The sequence below is a fragment of the Enterococcus columbae DSM 7374 = ATCC 51263 genome (assembly GCF_000406925.1).
In the GTDB taxonomy this organism is placed as follows: domain Bacteria; phylum Bacillota; class Bacilli; order Lactobacillales; family Enterococcaceae; genus Enterococcus_E; species Enterococcus_E columbae.
On the sequence record NZ_KE136347.1, the window covers coordinates 180,090 to 196,497 of the forward strand.

Genomic DNA, 16,408 nt, shown 5'->3' on the forward strand with positions numbered 1-16,408 from the left:
AAAGTTTTATATCAATCAAATGATAAAATTCGTCCTTAAGACCTATGTGTGTTTAAACAAAATCTGTCATACTATTAATGTAGAAAAACTACAATTAGGAGGCAATATGAAATGAACGAAAGAAAACGTATTTTTGATTTGGTTAAGCAGGGAGTTATCTCTACTGAAGAGGCACTAGTTCTTTTAGAAAATATTGCCAAAGAAACCGGTCATAACTCTTTAAGACCAGATGTTTCTAAAGCAACCATTTCTAAGAAAGAGTGGTTTCAAGTGCCTGAACAAGATGCAGCAAATGAAGAGTTTAAAGAAAGTGAATTTGAAGAATATACGGATCAATTAAGTCAAGCTTTAGCGGAGTTAGATTCAGTGAATGAAAAAATTGCTGATTTGAATCAACAATATACTGAATTAAATGAAAAAATGAATCAAGAAGCATTAGCAAATGCTGATCATGCTGAAGAGCAAACCAATCTTTTAGCGCAGCAGCATCAAATAGCTGATGAGCTTGCCCAGTTAACCAAACGGAAAAAAATACTTGAAGATAAGTTAGAACAAGTAACTAATGAAGAAAATCAAGAGAATTCAACTGCTTATACGGATTATAAATTTTCTGATGATTGGAAAGAACAGGCCAGTGAAACCTTCAATCAAGTCAGTGATAAGCTGACAGAAGTTGGTAGCCAATTAGGTCGCTTCCTAAAAAAATCATTGAAAAATGTTTCGCAAACAGTAGAAGAAAACGTCGAGTGGAAGTCAGTTAACATTAAAGTACCGGGGTTAGCAGTAGCTAGTGTGGAGCATGTATTTAAATATGAAGGTTTTCAACCCACTATTTTAGACTTTAAGGTAGCTCATGGAAAGGTTCAGTTTAAAACTTGGTCAGAAGATCACATTCAAATTTTAGCGAAAATGAAAATCTACGGTAAATTTGATGAGCATGATCCATTAGCGGCTATTTTAGCGCGAACAGATAGTGCGATTGATCAAGATTGCTTACGCTTTTATCTGACCAATAAACGAGTAAAAGCGGATTTGGAGGTCTTTTTACCTAGCAAAAATTACGATCATGTTGCTATTAAAATGTTAAATGGTCGTATGAATCTTGAACAAATTCAAGGCAAGGATTTCTATTTGAAATTAACCAATGGCGATATTTCCTTGAATGCTTTTGAAGCAACAATGTTGGAAATAGAAGGGACTAATGGTAATATTGAAATTACCAATAGTATTTTAGCTGATACGATTATTGAGACCGTCAATGGTAATGTAACGATGGATACAACACCTGTCGCTACTAAGATTAGTTTGATTAATGGAACGGTTCGTCTTTCTTATCGTGAGGAGAAACTAGAAAAACTAAATGTTAGTACGGTAAATGGCGATATCAAGTTATCACTACCACAAGGATTAGGCTTAGAAATGTCAGCCAAATCAACTTTTGGTAGCATTCAAAGTCGCTTGACTAATGTTGAACTGCTAAATGAAAAAAATGATAAGATGAATCGTTTGCTTGAACTGAGAAAGGTTGCTGATGCTATGGCTGATATTCAATTATCCAGCAATACAGGAACTATCTATTTAAAAAATAATGATTAATTTTAGATGAAATGAGTGAATGAAGATGAAAAAGCTGACCAAATCAAGTAATAAAGTAGTCAGCGGCGTTATAGGTGGATTTGCTGATTATTTTGGCTTTGATGCAACAATATTAAGAATTATCTTTGTTGTTTTTATATTCATCGCCGATTTTGGTTTTGTTTCAGCGTTGATTTTGTATATCTTGTTGGCAGTCATTATGCCTAAGCCAGATCAAAATGCTACGCCAATGAAACCTAAGCGTCAGAATCGCAATGTGAATGTTCGCCCACGAAAGGATGCTGAAAAAATTGATAATGAAGATGATTGGAGTGACTTTTAGATGTCCTATTTTGGAAAAATCGTTGTGACCATGCTTACTTTCATTGGCATTACTGTTTTTTTCCCAAATTTACTTTTTGTAGACAGCTTTATGACTGCCTTACTGGCGAGTTTTATTTTATCGCTACTTAATTTATTGGTTCGACCAATCTTATTATTATTAACCTTACCCTTGAATATCTTAACATTAGGGTTGTTTACCTTTATCGTTAATTCCTGTATGTTATTGATGACATCTAATATTCTAGGGAAAGATCATTTTTCATTCCCATCATTTTTATCAGCAATCGGCGTGGCTATTTTGATGACTATTGTTAATGCGATTGTCAATAATTATCATGCGAATCGATAAGCATGTGGTAATGGCAAATACTTACTTCTAACTTTAAAGCTAGAAGTAAGTACTTGCCTTTTTTAGGTTCTTTGTCAACTAGTGTTGTTGGCAATTAAGTCGATGGGAGAGGAAGTTATTTTTTCGATGACTTTCTCTCCTGTTTTTATTTTCTTTTTCAATCGATGCTTTTTGTCAAACAGGCAGCTAAGCGTGCAAGGGTGACCGAGACGAAGATCGGTCACTTGCAAAGCCCTTGCACAAGCGAAAGCTCGCCTGTTACAATAGCAGTCTGATTGAGAAAGAGATTTAGGCGGATTTCTCCCCACAATTTCTTTTAGTTGGTTGTTTTGTATGCCAATTTTCTTCGTATAAAAAGATTCTTCTTCGCATATTACTAAAGTTTCTAAATCCAAAAGCCACTCGCTGAAAGACCTTGATTAAATTGTTTTTCCCTTCTAATTTTCCGTTGGAGTAAGGGGATTGTATCGCATTTTTTATAGCGTGTGTATGTTTGATTAAATATTTCAGCGATTTTTTAAAGGCTATATCTAAGTCTTCAGGTAGCGTGTGAAGAATATGGAAGAATTCGTCTAGCTGCTTTTGATGAAAACAAGCAAGTAGCTCTTGATAAATCTGGTAACACTGTCTGAATGCATCATCAAAACTAAGTAACGTATCCACCACCTCAGTCTGTGTCACATATCTTCGATCGAATAAGGGATATTGTACATATTTCTCAAAGTTTAAGTGATCTTCAGGCATTAAAAGCAACTTCCAATAGCGTTTGAATTTATTGTAAGCACGTTGATTTTTATAGCGCAATGCTTTCATCACTTGAATTCTTTTTTTATTCAACGCTCGAGTGAGTTGTTGGATAATATGGAAACGATCAATGACAATTGATGCATTGGGCAATACTTCTTTAATGACATAAGGATAAGCGGCATTCATATCCATGACCACATATTTGACACGATTTCGACTTTCCAAACTAAAACGTAGAAAAAAGTCTTTAATTACGAAATTTCTGCGATCGTCTAAAATATCAATGATTTTCCCGGATTGTCCATCACTTAAAATAAAGCACATTTTCCCGTTACAATCGCTCGTTCCTTTGAATTCATCAATGAGCAGGCATTCTGGTAGTTGCATATGGTAAGGATTTAGCTCATAAGAGTAAGACTTTAAGATTCGTTCAACTGATTTAGGCGAGACAAAATAGCGCTTGGCGATATCCGTCATTGCACATTTTTGCTTCAAATCATGTAGGATAGCGAATTTCAATGCATTTGAAAGATAGCAACGTTCATCAACGATGTTTGTCGTAGCGGAAAACGTTTGTCCGCACGCTTTACAACGATAACGTTGCTTGTATAAACGCAGGTAGGTCGGCACATTTTGATAAGGAATCATTTGAATCAAACTAGCTTTAGGCGTATGCTTAATAACCGTACCTGACTTTCCACAAGAAGAACAACAATGGGGATTTTCAGGGTAGGAAAGCAAACCAGAAAAGACTTTAGAAAACACGCCATGGACCTTCTCGTCAGAAAATGCGTAAGCATAAGCAGGAAAAGTAATATGTTTATCCTTAATATTTAGGATATTTTTGATAAGATTCGTTGTACTTGCACAAGTTTTTTTGATATTATGTAAGAAAGACATCATGTTTCACTCCTTAATGGTTTTGGTCGACTTAATTATAGAGGAAACAGATGTCTTTTTCTATTGTTTCAAACAAAAAAAGATATTCAGCGTTATCCTCAATTTGAGTAACAACACTAAATATCATAGAACCCTTTTTTTGTTGGCGATGTAGCCGTTTTCTTTTATAATGGAATGAAAGATAAATGTTTGTTCATTTTTTTCATCTGATTATAAAAAACAGCAAAAATCCTTTAAAATAATCAATGAATTAGTGAATAAAGTAGTCATATTAGATGACAAATGGTAAAATGGAGATAAGTAGATTGTTTTAAAAAGAGGGTGTTATTTATGAGTGAAACCGTAAAAGTAATTGATTTAGTCAATGCTTTGCAGCTTGAAATGATTACAGAAGATGAACAAGCCTTACAGCGAGAAATAAAAATCAGTGATATTTCAAGACCAGGTTTAGAATTGACTGGTTATTTTACGTATTATTCATATAATCGAATTCAATTATTTGGTAGTAAAGAAATTACCTTTGCTCAAAAAATGTTACCAGAAGAACGTTTAATGGTTATGCGTCGCATGTGTGCGCCAGAAACGCCTGCTTTTGTCATCTCTCGAGGGTTAGAAGTACCTAAAGAGTTGATTCAGGCCTGTGAAGAAAATCAAATTCCAGTTTTACGTTCAAAGGTTTCAACTTCACGTTTACTTGGTCAATTATCTAGTTTCTTAGATAGTAAATTGGCTGTCCGTGAAAGTGTACATGGTGTTTTAGTGGATGTTTATGGTTTAGGAGTTTTAATCCAAGGAAGTAGTGGCATCGGGAAGAGTGAAACTGCCTTGGAATTGATTAAGCGAGGACATCGTTTGATTGCCGATGATCGTGTTGATGTGTATAAGCAAGATGATTTAACCTTAATTGGTGAACCACCTAAGATTTTAGAGCATCTAATCGAAATTCGAGGCATTGGCATTATTGATGTGATGAATCTATTTGGTGCCAGCGCAGTACGTGGTTCTATGCAGGTGCAACTAGCTGTGTATTTGGAAGCTTGGGACAAAGACAAGAAATACGATCGTCTAGGCTCCGATAATGAATCCGTTGAAATTGGCGAAGTGGCTATCCCACAGATTCGCATTCCAGTAAAAACCGGCCGAAATGTTGCGATTATTATTGAGGTTGCCGCAATGAACTTCAGAGCGAAAACGATGGGCTTTGATGCAACAAAAAAATTTGAAGAGCGCTTATCAATGTTAATCGCTGAAAACTCTGGAAAGTAGGAAAGACAATGAGTAGTGAACAAGTCAATCGCGTAGCTTTTGAATTATTTGGCTTACCGATTTATTGGTATGCAATTATTATGGTATCAAGCATTGCTTTAGCTATGTATCTGAGTTCTAGAGAGGCTGTTAGAGTTGGTATGAAGGCGGATGATGTATTCGATTTTATGCTAATTGGCTTACCCCTGTCTTTTATTGGTGCTAGGATTTATTATGTGGTATTTAATCTGCAGCCTTATCTAGCTGATCCAATCCAAATCTTTAATTTTAGAGCGGGTGGTATTGCTATTTATGGTGGGTTGATTGCAGGTGGCGCGTGGTTGTTTTATTATTGCTATACCCATTTGATTAATGTATGGACTTTTTTAGATATTGCTGCACCAAGTGTGATTTTAGCACAAGCAATTGGTCGTTGGGGAAATTTCATGAACCACGAAGCTCATGGTGGACCGACGACTCTGGCTTTTTTAGAAAGGCTCCATTTACCTAAGTTTATTATTGAAAATATGTATATTGATGGTCATTACTTTCAACCAACCTTTTTGTATGAATCACTTTGGAATTTAATGGGCTTTATTATATTAGTGCTCTTAAGAAAAAAGACGCACTTGTTAAAACAAGGCGAGGTATTCTTGCTATATCTTATTTGGTATAGTTTTGGGCGTTTCTTTATCGAAGGCATGCGTACGGATAGCTTGTATTTATTTGGACCAATTAGAGTTTCACAGGCTTTGTCATTTGTTTTATTTGTTGGCGCAATTGGCCTTTTGATTTATCGAAGAAAACAGCAGCTACCTTTTTATGATCGTAGTAAAGGACAAAATGAATGGATAGTTTAAGTTAGTATCAATCTATGAGGAGGAATTATGTTGAAACAAAAAATTGCGGTTTTAGGACCAGGATCATGGGGCAGTGCTTTAGCACAAGTATTAGCCGAGAATGGACATGAAGTAACAATTTGGGGGAATAATCCCGCGCAAATTGATGAGATCAATACCTATCATACGAATCGCCATTATTTACCTAATATAAAATTACCGAATACTATTATTGGTGAGAAGGATTTAGCCAAAGCGGTAAAGGATGCAGACGCAGTTTTATTTGTTGTCCCAACGAAAGCGATGCGCTCAGTTGCCCATGAATTTGCTAAGGTTTGTGAAAATACCCCTTATATTATTCATGCTTCAAAAGGGTTAGAGCAAGGGAGCCATAAACGAATTTCGGAAATTTTATATGAGGAGATCCCTCAAGCTAAACGCAAAGAAATTGTGGTGTTATCTGGTCCTAGTCACGCAGAAGAAGTTGCTGTGCATGATATCACAACGATTACAGCGGCAAGTGTGGATGAACAAGCAGCAAAGTATGTGCAACAATTGTTTACGAATGAATATTTTAGAATTTATACGAATACAGATGTGATTGGGGTAGAAACTGGCGCTGCCTTAAAAAATATCATTGCAATCGGAGCGGGTGCCATTCACGGTTTGGGCTTTGGAGATGATGCCAAAGCTGCAATTATGACTAGAGGTTTGGCTGAAATTAGCCGCTTAGGTGTAGCGATGGGCGCTAATCCATTGACCTTTATTGGCCTTAGTGGAGTAGGCGATTTGATTGTGACTTGTACAAGTGTTCATTCTAGAAACTGGCGTGCCGGTAACTTACTAGGTCAAGGTAAGCAATTAGATGAAATTTTGGAAAATATGGGCATGATTGTTGAAGGCGTGGCAACTACCAAGGCTGCCATGGAATTAGCTGAGCAATTAAATGTGGAAATGCCAATTACGCATACCATCTATCGCGTCTTATATGAAGGAAAGGATATTAGACAGGCAGCTAAGGAAATCATGCTACGCGATAGTAAGGTAGAGAATGAATTTACAATGTAGAATTGAAGAAAGAAGGTAGTTTTTTTTGAAAGTACGTAAAGCAGTAATCCCAGCAGCTGGGCTTGGTACCCGTTTTTTACCAGCCACAAAGGCGATGGCTAAAGAAATGTTACCAATTGTTGATAAACCAACGATTCAATTTATCGTTGAAGAAGCCTTAAAATCAGGTATTGAAGATATTTTGATTGTTACTGGTAAAGGCAAACGACCAATAGAAGATCATTTTGATGCCAATATTGAGTTAGAAACAAATTTAAGAGAAAAGGGTAAGGATGACTTATTAAAATTAGTCGAAGAAACCACCGATGTGAATCTACATTTCATCCGTCAGTCACATCCACGCGGTCTTGGCCATGCTGTTTTACAAGCCAAAGCCTTTGTTGGCAATGAACCATTTTTGGTGATGCTTGGCGATGATTTAATGGAGGATAAAATTCCTTTAAGTAAACAGCTAATCAATGACTATGAGCGCACACATGCCTCAACGATAGCAGTTATGGAAGTGCCACATGAGGATACATCAAAATATGGAATTATTAATCCGGGTGCACAGGTCGTTAAAGGTTTGTACAATGTGAAAAATTTTGTCGAAAAGCCCTCACCAGATAAGGCACCAAGTAACTTAGCAATTATTGGTCGTTACTTGTTAACACCGGAAATCTTTAATATTTTAGAAACACAAGCACCTGGCGCCGGTAATGAAATCCAATTGACAGATGCTATTGATCGCTTGAATCAAACCCAACGTGTTTTTGCTCGTGAATTTAAAGGTGAACGTTTTGATGTAGGCGATAAATTTGGCTTTATGAAAACTAGTATTCAATATGGCTTAAAGCATCCAGAAGTTAAGGATTCTTTACGTCAATATATTATTGAATTGGCAAAGGAATTGTCACAACCCAAAAAATAAGGAGGGATTTTTATGAATGGATTTGAAATTGCAGCATTGATTGCCGCGATTGCCTTTGCAGTGTTGATTTACTTTTTAATTCGATTAGTTGGGCAAGTGAATCAAGTGGTGGCTCGAGTAGGAAATACAATTGATGAGACAAATAAAACCATTCAGGTCGTTACTAAGGATGTGGATATTTTATCTCGAGAAGTAGAAGGCTTATTGGTAAAGAGTAATGAGTTACTTAATGATGTCAATCAAAAGGTTGCGACCATCGATCCATTATTTACGGCAGTGGCTGATCTAAGTCAAAGTGTGATAGATTTAAATGATGCTGGGCGTAATTTGGTTGCCCATGTGGAAACACTTGGTAAATCAACCGCCCAAGCCGCTGTTGCCGGTAAGGTTGGTAAAATGGCAATCAAATACATCAAAAAAAATAAAGAAACAACGGAGGGATAGTTATGAGTAATAAAGGTGGATTTTTATTAGGTGCATTAATTGGTGGAACAGCGGCAGCAGTTACTGCGTTGTTGTTAGCTCCTGAATCAGGTAAAGATTTGCGCAATCGTTTGGCCAAACAAGTGGATGATTTGTTAGACACTACTTCTGATTATGGTGATCAAGCAGCCAACAAAGCAGACGCCTTGAAAAAATATGCCCAAGAAAAAGCTGTTCAATTTGCGAAACAATCAGAAGAGCTTTCCGCACTATTGAAGGAAAAAACGGGTTATACAACCAATGAAATCTATCAAGATTTAAAAGAGCAAGTTACTGATTTAACTAAAAAAGTAAAAGATTCCGTTAAAGAGATTGATGAGGAAGTAATTGAGCCAGTTGCTGAAGATATTGTCTTAGATTTTGAAGCATTGGCCCAAGAAGAGCAAGAACAAGCCCAGACTGAAGAGGATGTCTTGATTGAAGATATTCATGCGATTATCGATCAAGTAGCTGCTGAAACTAAAGAAACGCCTGATACGACGATGGCTGATGCCATGGAAAAGGCAGTAGAGGCTGTCGATGATGTAAAGCAAGCAACTGAAAGTAAAGCAGTAGCTGAACTAGAAAAAGATAAATAGTAAAAAAGATAGCCTCCAAAGGAACGCTGACCTTTGGAGGCTATTATTTAGGCTAAAACTTGTAAAGCTTTTGGTGTTTTGGTTAATGGAATGCAACCATCCTTGGTGACATAAACGCAATCTTCAATACGTACGCCGACTTCATTTGGAATATAAATCCCGGGTTCAATTGAAAAACACATGCCTTCTTCAATTCTTAAGTCATTCCCCGCAACGATTGATGGATATTCATGAACGGTTGTACCGATACCATGGCCTAATCGATGAGTAAAGTATGGACCGAATCCTGCTTCAGTGATGATATCACGAGCAATTTGGTCTAATTCTTGTGCGCTAATCCCTGGTTTAACGGCTGCTTGAGCGGCTTGCTGAGCTTTTAAAACTGTTTCATAAACGGTTATTTGCTGTTGGGTGGGTTCCTTGAAAGCAACGGTACGAGTTGCATCGCTACAATAGCCTTTCCAAATCACGCCTAAGTCAAATAAAGCCAATTGATTTGCTTGAAGACTAAGTGCACCTGGTGTTCCATGTGGATTAGCAGCATTTTCACCAAATAATACAAGCGTATCAAAGGACATTTTGGCTACGCCACGACGTTTTAATTGATATTCAATTTCTGCAACCACTTCTTGTTCGCTGATATTTTCTTTTAATGCTTGAAAGCCGATTTCAAAAGCGACATCCGCCCAATTTCCGGCTTCAAGTAAGGTATCTAATTCATCTGTCGTTTTGATTAATTGCATTTTTTGTAAGACATTGGTGATATCAGCTGTAAAATCAGTATTTGTAAATGCTTGGGTTAAGCGTTCAAAACGATCGACAACCAAAGCATTTTTTTCCAAAGCCATACGTTGAGGGATTGAATAGCGGTTGGTAATTTCTTGAATAATGATTTGCCAAGGATCTTGCGTATCTTGATAACCAATCACATCAAAGCTAAAGCCGCTTGCTTTGGCGCTAGCTACTTCCATGGCTGGTGTAAAAAGAAAAGGATCTTTATCGCAAGGAATAAACAAGGCTAATACCCGTTCATGTGGATCGCTCTCAAAGCCAGAGAGATAAGCGATGGAGCTAGGGTGACTCACGTAACTTAAATCAACTTGTGCTTCTTTCATCCATTGTTGCAATTCTTTTATTTTCTTGATGTTCATCAAAAAACCTTCCTTCAATTGATTTAATTACATTGTAACCAATATTGTGAGAATCGCAAAGTAAATTTCAAAAAAAGATGAAAATAGTGTTAAAACGGTTGCAAATTGTTGGAAATTCTGCTATTCTAACAAAGAAATGTAAATGGTGTTTTCTGAAAACACGAAATTATTTAAAGGAGAATAACAATGGATAAACAAACAATTACGATTTATGACGTTGCTCGTGAAGCTGATGTGTCAATGGCAACCGTTTCACGTGTGGTAAATGGTAATCCGAATGTTAAACCAGCAACTCGTAAAAAAGTACTAGAAGTGATTGAACGTTTAGATTACCGTCCAAACGCAGTTGCCAGAGGTCTAGCAAGTAAAAAAACAACTACTGTGGGAGTAATCATTCCAGATGTAAGCAATATGTTTTTTGCTTCATTAGCTCGAGGCATCGATGATATTGCTACGATGTATAAATATAATATTATCTTAGCTAATTCAGATGGCGACAACTTAAAAGAAGTGAATGTATTAAACAATCTATTAGCCAAGCAGGTAGATGGCATTATCTTTATGGGTCATCATATTACTGATGAAATTCGTGGAGAATTCTCACGTTCTAAAACACCAGTTGTACTAGCTGGTTCAATCGATCCAGATATGCAAGTCGGTAGTGTAAACATTGACTATAAGGCGGCTAGTAAAGAAGCGGTTAGCTTACTTGCTAAAAACGGTCATAAGGAAATCGCCTTTGTTAGTGGCGCTTTAATCGATGCGATTAACGGTCATGAACGCTTAGGTGGATATAAACAAGCATTAGAAGAAGCCGGTATTGAATATAACGAAGGTTTAATTTTTGAAGCAGCCTATAGCTATAAAGAAGGAGTTCGTTTAGTTGAACGCTTAAGAAATACTGGTGCAACCGCAGCCTTCGTTTCTGATGATGAATTGGCTGTTGGTATTTTAGATGGTTTATTAGATCAAGGTGTCAAAGTACCAGAAGAATTTGAGATTATCACAAGTAATAACTCATTATTAACCGATGTAGTTCGTCCTAAATTGACGACCATTACGCAGCCTTTGTATGATATCGGTGCGGTATCAATGCGTTTATTAACTAAATTAATGAACAAAGAAGAAATTGAACAAAAAACGATTACCTTACCATTTGGTATTGCGAAAAAAGGTTCAACTAAGAATTAATCGTAAACTATCTTTCTGTCTAGCGCTTGGCTAGGCAGTTTTTTTATAGAGAAAAAAACTCAGGAGCAATGAAGCGCCTGAGTTTTTAATTAGTTTTCTTGATTTTTTTGCTCTTGATTTTCAGTTTTTTTGTCTTTTTCTTCTTTATCCTCAGTTTTTTTAGTAGAACTGAATTTTTTCCAATAATCGGTGTAATTGGCGTCAGTTCCGCCAATACCGAATTTAAAGGTAGTATCCACTGGTCCGTTTTTGGCCCAAAGTGAGGTTGTTTCTTCACCAAAGTTGGTAATTTCAGCATTATTTAATTTAACCGTGCCTTGATTTTTCTGACCAGTAAATTTAGCAACCTTTTCTTTTTGAACACTATCAGCTAAACTAAACGTTTCTCCATTACCAAAAACAGTCGGCTTGACTTGATAAATTCGGTTGACTAAATTAGCAAGATAAAGTGAGGTTCGTTTACCAGCATTGCTATTAGTTGCACGATTATCTTCATAACCTGACCAGCTACTAATTGTAATACTTGGTGTGGAGACAATTAACCATGAATCAGCCCAGTCGTTAGTAGAACCTGTCTTACCAACCCAATCAAAATTGGCTAGTTGCGCATTTAAGCTTGCTAAATTTGACTTGTAGCTAGTAGTGATTTGATCTTTTAAAACGCTGCGCATTAAGTCATTCATAATCGTCGCAGCTGCTTCAGAATAAACACGTACAGGATTGGCAGTATGCTGATAAATGGTTTCTCCTTTGGCTGATTTGATGGATTCAATCATATACCCTTGCTGATAGACCCCACGATTGGCTAGTGTTTGAAAACCATTTGTCTGGGTTAGGGCAGTTACGGTTGTAACACCAAGTGGAGCAGATTCATATTGCCAATTATTGGAGGCTGGATAATTCATTTTAGCAAGATAGTTCGTATAAACAAAACTACTATCGCCAGTTTGCTGAATAATATCTTGATAAATATTATAAGCTGGAATATTATTTGACCAACTTAGCGCTTCACGTACAGTTTGGAAAGTATTGCTGCCTTTATTGGTGGCATTAACAATTTCTTTACCAGCATCTGTCCCATTTTTCCAGGTAGTTGCGTAATCAGAAACCCGACTCTCAGAACCAATAAGTCCTAAATCGATGGCTGGACCATAGACCAGTACGGGCTTGATGGCCGACCCTGCTTGGCGTTTGGCATCGAAGGCATGGTTAAATTGATTGGTTTGGTAATCTCTCCCACCGACAAAACCGAGAATTTTTCCGGTTTGATTTTCCATCAGCACATTTCCTACTTCAACCGGATCGCCAGTTTGAATGTCTAACATATAGCCATAATCACTCACAGCCTCTTGCATCGCTTGGTATACATTGGCATCGATGGTTGTTTGTACGGTATAGCCACCATTAGCTAGCTTTTCTTGGGCGGTTTGTGCATATTCATTGTAGATGTCTGGATCATCTAGTTGAGAATTGGTTAAACCATCATCGGTCGCTAGTTTATTGATGAACAAGTCGATGGTTTGTGTCATGACTTCATCATAAAGATAGCCATGCGCAGTGTTCTCAGCTTGTTGTGGTGGTAAGAAATCTTTGGTTAAATCATAGTTTTTAGCTGCTTCGTATTCTTTTTTAGTAATATCGTGATTACGGTACATACTAAATAAGACAATATCTTTACGCTTTAATCCATAGGTAAAATCCTTCTTCAACTGGCCATCATTGGTATAGGGACTATAGATGATCGGACTTTGTGGTAGACCAGCGATAAAAGCCGCTTGCGGCAAGGTTAAATCATTTGCATTCTTACCAAATATGCCTAATGCAGCTTCTTGTACACCGGCAATATTTTGTCCTTGGTTATTCCGACCAAAAGGCGAAACATTTAGATACATCGTGATAATTTCATCTTTGGAAAAGTTTTTTTCGACTTCTAAAGCCAACAAAATTTCATTTGCTTTTCTTTTAAAGGTGGTTTCACTAGATAAAATTTGTTGTTTAACTAATTGTTGCGTTAAGGTTGAGCCACCACCACCAGCTCCCCCAATGGCTTCAGATAAAAGTGCACGCAAGACAGCTTTGGGTACGACCCCATGATGCTTATAAAAGTATTCATCTTCAGTTGCGACAATGGCCTTTTTTAGCCAAGGTGAGATTTGGTTAGAAGGGACATTGGTTCTACGTAAATCTGAGCGAATATCAGCAATGGGCGTCCCATCTGCATAGAGCAATTTAGAGGTTTGAGTAATATCTCCTAAATCTTGCTGCAACTCTACTTTAGTAGGTACTTTTGTATCTTCTACTAAAAAAGCAAAATAGCCCATGCCAATTCCTAGGCCTAAAGCAGTTAAAAGAATGATAAAGGCCATCATAACTAAAAATAGTGCCTGAATCACTCGAACAGAAATATTAAAAAATAGAAATTTATCTATTGAGGTCTTCTTGGGTTCTGGCTTTATTTTTGCATGATTCCTTGTGTTTTTGTCTGACACAAAATCACCTCTTGGTATTTTATCTTGTTGTATTATAGCAAAGTTTCATTAAAATAGGTAGTGTCTTTAACTGGAGGAAGAAAGGACTTTTTTGATAAGTTGTTAGGAAAAACTTTCCTTCACAGCTATTTTCAGTTATGATAGGAATGTATATTTTGCTAAGGAGGAAGAAAAATGACAGCTGACCTATTTCAAGAATTAAAGGAAAGAGGCTTAGTCTATCAGACAACTGATGAAGAAGCTTTAGTCAAACATTTAAACGAAGAGTCTGTCAAATTATATGTTGGTTTTGATCCAACTGCCGACAGTTTACATATTGGCCATTTATTACCAATCTTAATGTTGCGTCGATTCCAACAACATGGGCATGTGCCGATTGCTTTAGTTGGAGGAGGAACAGGTATGATTGGCGATCCATCTTTTAAAGATCAAGAACGCCAATTAAATACTTTAGATACCGTCAAAAATTGGTCCCAAAGTATTAAAGATCAACTTTCTCGTTTTATCGATTTCGATAACCAGGAGAATCCAGCCGTTATTGCGAATAACTACGATTGGTTTGGCAATATGAGTATGATCGACTTTTTACGTGATGTGGGTAAGAACTTTACTATTAACTATATGATGAGTAAAGAAAGTGTCAAACGCCGAATTGAAACCGGGATTTCTTATACCGAATTTGCTTATCAATTATTACAAGCTTACGACTTTTTAAAACTATATGATAACTATGGTTGTTTATTGCAATTAGGTGGTTCTGATCAGTGGGGAAACATTACCTCTGGGATTGAATTATTACGTAGAGAACGTGAGGTACAATCCTTTGCTTTAACGATGCCGCTTATTACTAAAGCTGATGGCACAAAATTTGGTAAATCAGAGGGCAATGCGGTTTGGTTAGACCCTGAAAAGACGACCCCTTATGAATTTTATCAATTTTGGATTAATACGGATGATCGTGATGTGATTAAATTCTTGAAATATTTCACTTTCTTGAGTTTAGACGAAATTGCAGCGATTGAAAAAGAATTTTTAGCGGCTCCGGAAAGTCGAGTAGCGCAAAAAGCATTGGCTAAAGAAGTAACGACCTTGGTGCATGGACAAGCTAGCTATGAGCAAGCGGTGCATATTTCACAAGCGCTCTTTAGTGGGGCGATTGCTGATTTAAGTTTGGCTGAAATTAAACAAGGCTTTAAAGGAGTTCCAAGCTATACCGTTGCTAAAGAAGCGGATTTGAAATTATTAGAATTATTAGTTACTTCTGGCTTAGTAAGTTCTAAACGCCAAGCTCGTGAAGATTTACAAAATGGTGCAATTTATATCAATGGTCAACGCATTCAAGATGTAGACTATGTTTTAAGTGACAAAGATAAAATTGGTGAGGAAGTGTGCGTCTTAAGACGAGGAAAGAAAAAATACTTCTTATTACACTTTGCTAAATAATTGATTAACTAAAAAACTATGGCCTAATTTGCGGTCATAGTTTTTTTAGAGAGAAGGGGAGCCATGCAGAAAGTTTTTATCCAATCATTTAGTTTGTTACTGATTATTAGTTTAGGCTATCTGATGAAGCGAATAAATCTATTGTCTAAAAAAGATGGGGATATTCTTTCTAAAATTATTGTGTATTTAACTTTACCGGCAGCTATTATTGTTAATCTCTGGCATTTAGCTGTTGATGTACATTTAGTCCAGCTTATTTTTTGGGGGATTATCTGGTCAAGCTTACAAATTGGCTTCGCTTATTTATTTAGTCGTCACCAAAATATTTTACAACAAAAATTTTTAATGTTTTGTGGCTCAGGTTTTAATATTGGTAATTTTTTAATTCCGTTTATTCAAAGCGTCAATCCTTTATTGGTCCCCTTTATTTCAATGTTTGATATTGGCAATAGTATCATGCTTACTGGGGGCACCCAAGCGATGGTTGAACGATTAACTAGTCGACGCGCAGATTTTTCTATCACTAAGCTATTCAGACAATTATTGCGCTCGCTTCCGTTTTTATGTTACATTGTAATGCTGATTTTTAGAAGTGCTGCTTTTAACTTGCCAGATCAGCTATTGGTGTTACTCACACCGATTGCCAATGCAAATATCTTTTTGTCAATGTTTATGATCGGCTTGTATTTGGATTTACGCATCCCTTTAAAAGCGATGAAAACGATCGGTCAACTGTATGCTTTGCGTTTTGGCGTAGGCTTGATATTGGTGGGGCTGCTTTATTTTAGTCCCTTACCTAGTCAGCTTAAGCTTATTCTTAGTTTGCTAGCGGTTTCGCCGATTCCTTTATTTGGGGTGATTAATGCTGTTTTAGCTGGAGTGGCTGAAGAAGAAGTCGGCTTTGCCTCATCACTTAGTTTTATTGTTAGTTTAGTTTTGATGACGACTGTTATGCTTTTTTTTAGTTGATGTCTAGGTTATCATTTGCAAAAATTTTATAGGTGAAGTTATAATAATGTCATGAGAAATCGTACGTACGTTACTCAATTTTAGTTACTATGAATCGTGAAAAATGAAGTGTTTGTCATTTGATAA

At 36.7% G+C, this 16,408-nt stretch carries 15 protein-coding genes; 12 read left to right on the plus strand and 3 right to left on the minus strand.

The features are described from left to right. Positions 1–111 precede the first annotated feature (111 nt). The 3 genes from liaX to RK02_RS00930 are packed head-to-tail and all read left to right on the plus strand — an operon-like array spanning position 112 to position 2,269. Complete coding sequence (gene liaX, locus RK02_RS00920) at positions 112–1,596, plus strand: daptomycin-sensing surface protein LiaX (RefSeq protein ID WP_016182356.1); 1,485 nt, start codon at positions 112–114, stop codon at positions 1,594–1,596. A gap of 25 nt (positions 1,597–1,621) precedes the next feature. Continuing rightward, positions 1,622–1,918 carry a PspC domain-containing protein gene (locus RK02_RS00925; RefSeq protein WP_016182357.1) on the plus strand — a complete coding sequence of 99 codons (297 nt, stop codon included), beginning with the start codon at positions 1,622–1,624 and terminating at the stop codon, positions 1,916–1,918. Further along, complete coding sequence (locus tag RK02_RS00930; protein ID WP_016182358.1) at positions 1,919–2,269, plus strand: phage holin family protein; 351 nt, start codon at positions 1,919–1,921, stop codon at positions 2,267–2,269. Positions 2,270–2,557: 288 nt separating this feature from the next. Here RK02_RS00930 and RK02_RS00935 read toward each other — a convergent pair whose 3' ends face one another. Further along, entirely contained in the window at positions 2,558–3,916 is a 1,359-nt protein-coding gene (locus RK02_RS00935) for an ISL3 family transposase (RefSeq protein ID WP_016182232.1), read from the minus strand. Between the two features lie 330 nt (positions 3,917–4,246). On the opposite strand from RK02_RS00935, the gene hprK reads away from it, so the two are divergent. From hprK to RK02_RS00965, 6 genes are read left to right on the plus strand one after another with little or no spacing between them, the layout of a single operon-like run. After that, the gene (gene hprK, locus RK02_RS00940; RefSeq protein WP_016182359.1) at positions 4,247–5,182 is read left to right on the plus strand and encodes an HPr(Ser) kinase/phosphatase; all 936 of its coding nucleotides are present in this window, start codon (positions 4,247–4,249) and stop codon (positions 5,180–5,182) included. Between the two features lie 8 nt (positions 5,183–5,190). Beyond that, on the plus strand, positions 5,191–6,021 hold the full coding sequence (gene lgt / locus RK02_RS00945) for a prolipoprotein diacylglyceryl transferase (protein WP_016182360.1): 831 nt from the start codon (positions 5,191–5,193) through the stop codon (positions 6,019–6,021). A 30-nt stretch (positions 6,022–6,051) separates the two neighbouring features. Next, positions 6,052–7,068, plus strand: a complete 1,017-nt coding sequence (locus RK02_RS00950) for an NAD(P)H-dependent glycerol-3-phosphate dehydrogenase (RefSeq protein ID WP_026231315.1) — start codon at positions 6,052–6,054, stop codon at positions 7,066–7,068. Positions 7,069–7,093: 25 nt separating this feature from the next. Then, positions 7,094–7,978, plus strand: a complete 885-nt coding sequence (gene galU, locus RK02_RS00955) for a UTP--glucose-1-phosphate uridylyltransferase GalU (RefSeq protein ID WP_016182362.1) — start codon at positions 7,094–7,096, stop codon at positions 7,976–7,978. Between the two features lie 12 nt (positions 7,979–7,990). Next, positions 7,991–8,422 carry a DUF948 domain-containing protein gene (locus RK02_RS00960; protein WP_016182363.1) on the plus strand — a complete coding sequence of 144 codons (432 nt, stop codon included), beginning with the start codon at positions 7,991–7,993 and terminating at the stop codon, positions 8,420–8,422. 2 nt (positions 8,423–8,424) lie between these two features. Continuing rightward, positions 8,425–9,039 (plus strand): YtxH domain-containing protein, encoded by a 615-nt coding sequence (locus RK02_RS00965; protein WP_016182364.1) that lies wholly within the window; start codon positions 8,425–8,427, stop codon positions 9,037–9,039. 47 nt (positions 9,040–9,086) lie between these two features. Here RK02_RS00965 and RK02_RS00970 read toward each other — a convergent pair whose 3' ends face one another. Further along, a complete protein-coding gene (locus tag RK02_RS00970) occupies positions 9,087–10,190 on the minus strand; it encodes a M24 family metallopeptidase (protein ID WP_016182365.1) in 1,104 nt (367 codons plus the stop codon). Positions 10,191–10,376: 186 nt separating this feature from the next. Between RK02_RS00970 and ccpA the strand changes: the two genes are divergently transcribed. After that, entirely contained in the window at positions 10,377–11,381 is a 1,005-nt protein-coding gene (gene ccpA / locus RK02_RS00975; protein ID WP_016182366.1) for a catabolite control protein A, read from the plus strand. Positions 11,382–11,470: 89 nt separating this feature from the next. Here ccpA and RK02_RS00980 read toward each other — a convergent pair whose 3' ends face one another. Next, positions 11,471–13,870: a transglycosylase domain-containing protein gene (locus RK02_RS00980; protein ID WP_016182367.1), complete on the minus strand. Its 2,400-nt coding sequence runs from the start codon at positions 13,868–13,870 to the stop codon at positions 11,471–11,473. Between the two features lie 174 nt (positions 13,871–14,044). Here RK02_RS00980 and tyrS point away from each other — a divergent pair, with 174 nt between their 5' ends. Both tyrS and RK02_RS00990 read left to right on the plus strand, forming a co-directional pair. Further along, positions 14,045–15,313: a tyrosine--tRNA ligase gene (gene tyrS / locus RK02_RS00985; RefSeq protein WP_016182368.1), complete on the plus strand. Its 1,269-nt coding sequence runs from the start codon at positions 14,045–14,047 to the stop codon at positions 15,311–15,313. Between the two features lie 63 nt (positions 15,314–15,376). Then, a complete protein-coding gene (locus RK02_RS00990) occupies positions 15,377–16,282 on the plus strand; it encodes an AEC family transporter (protein ID WP_016182369.1) in 906 nt (301 codons plus the stop codon). The last annotated feature ends 126 nt before the right edge of the window (positions 16,283–16,408 follow it).

Excerpts from the sequence above, each read along its gene's own strand:
- RK02_RS00970 (WP_016182365.1), bottom strand. The coding sequence starts at position 10,190 with ATGAACATCAAGAAAATAAAAGAATTGCAACAATGGATGAAAGAAGCA.
- RK02_RS00935 (WP_016182232.1), bottom strand. The coding sequence starts at position 3,916 with ATGTCTTTCTTACATAATATCAAAAAAACTTGTGCAAGTACAACGAAT.
- liaX (WP_016182356.1), top strand. The coding sequence starts at position 112 with ATGAACGAAAGAAAACGTATTTTTGATTTGGTTAAGCAGGGAGTTATC.
- RK02_RS00990 (WP_016182369.1), top strand. The coding sequence starts at position 15,377 with ATGCAGAAAGTTTTTATCCAATCATTTAGTTTGTTACTGATTATTAGT.
- ccpA (WP_016182366.1), top strand. The coding sequence starts at position 10,377 with ATGGATAAACAAACAATTACGATTTATGACGTTGCTCGTGAAGCTGAT.
- lgt (WP_016182360.1), top strand. The coding sequence starts at position 5,191 with ATGAGTAGTGAACAAGTCAATCGCGTAGCTTTTGAATTATTTGGCTTA.
- RK02_RS00930 (WP_016182358.1), top strand. The coding sequence starts at position 1,919 with ATGTCCTATTTTGGAAAAATCGTTGTGACCATGCTTACTTTCATTGGC.
- hprK (WP_016182359.1), top strand. The coding sequence starts at position 4,247 with ATGAGTGAAACCGTAAAAGTAATTGATTTAGTCAATGCTTTGCAGCTT.
- RK02_RS00960 (WP_016182363.1), top strand. The coding sequence starts at position 7,991 with ATGAATGGATTTGAAATTGCAGCATTGATTGCCGCGATTGCCTTTGCA.
- RK02_RS00965 (WP_016182364.1), top strand. The coding sequence starts at position 8,425 with ATGAGTAATAAAGGTGGATTTTTATTAGGTGCATTAATTGGTGGAACA.
- RK02_RS00925 (WP_016182357.1), top strand. The coding sequence starts at position 1,622 with ATGAAAAAGCTGACCAAATCAAGTAATAAAGTAGTCAGCGGCGTTATA.
- tyrS (WP_016182368.1), top strand. The coding sequence starts at position 14,045 with ATGACAGCTGACCTATTTCAAGAATTAAAGGAAAGAGGCTTAGTCTAT.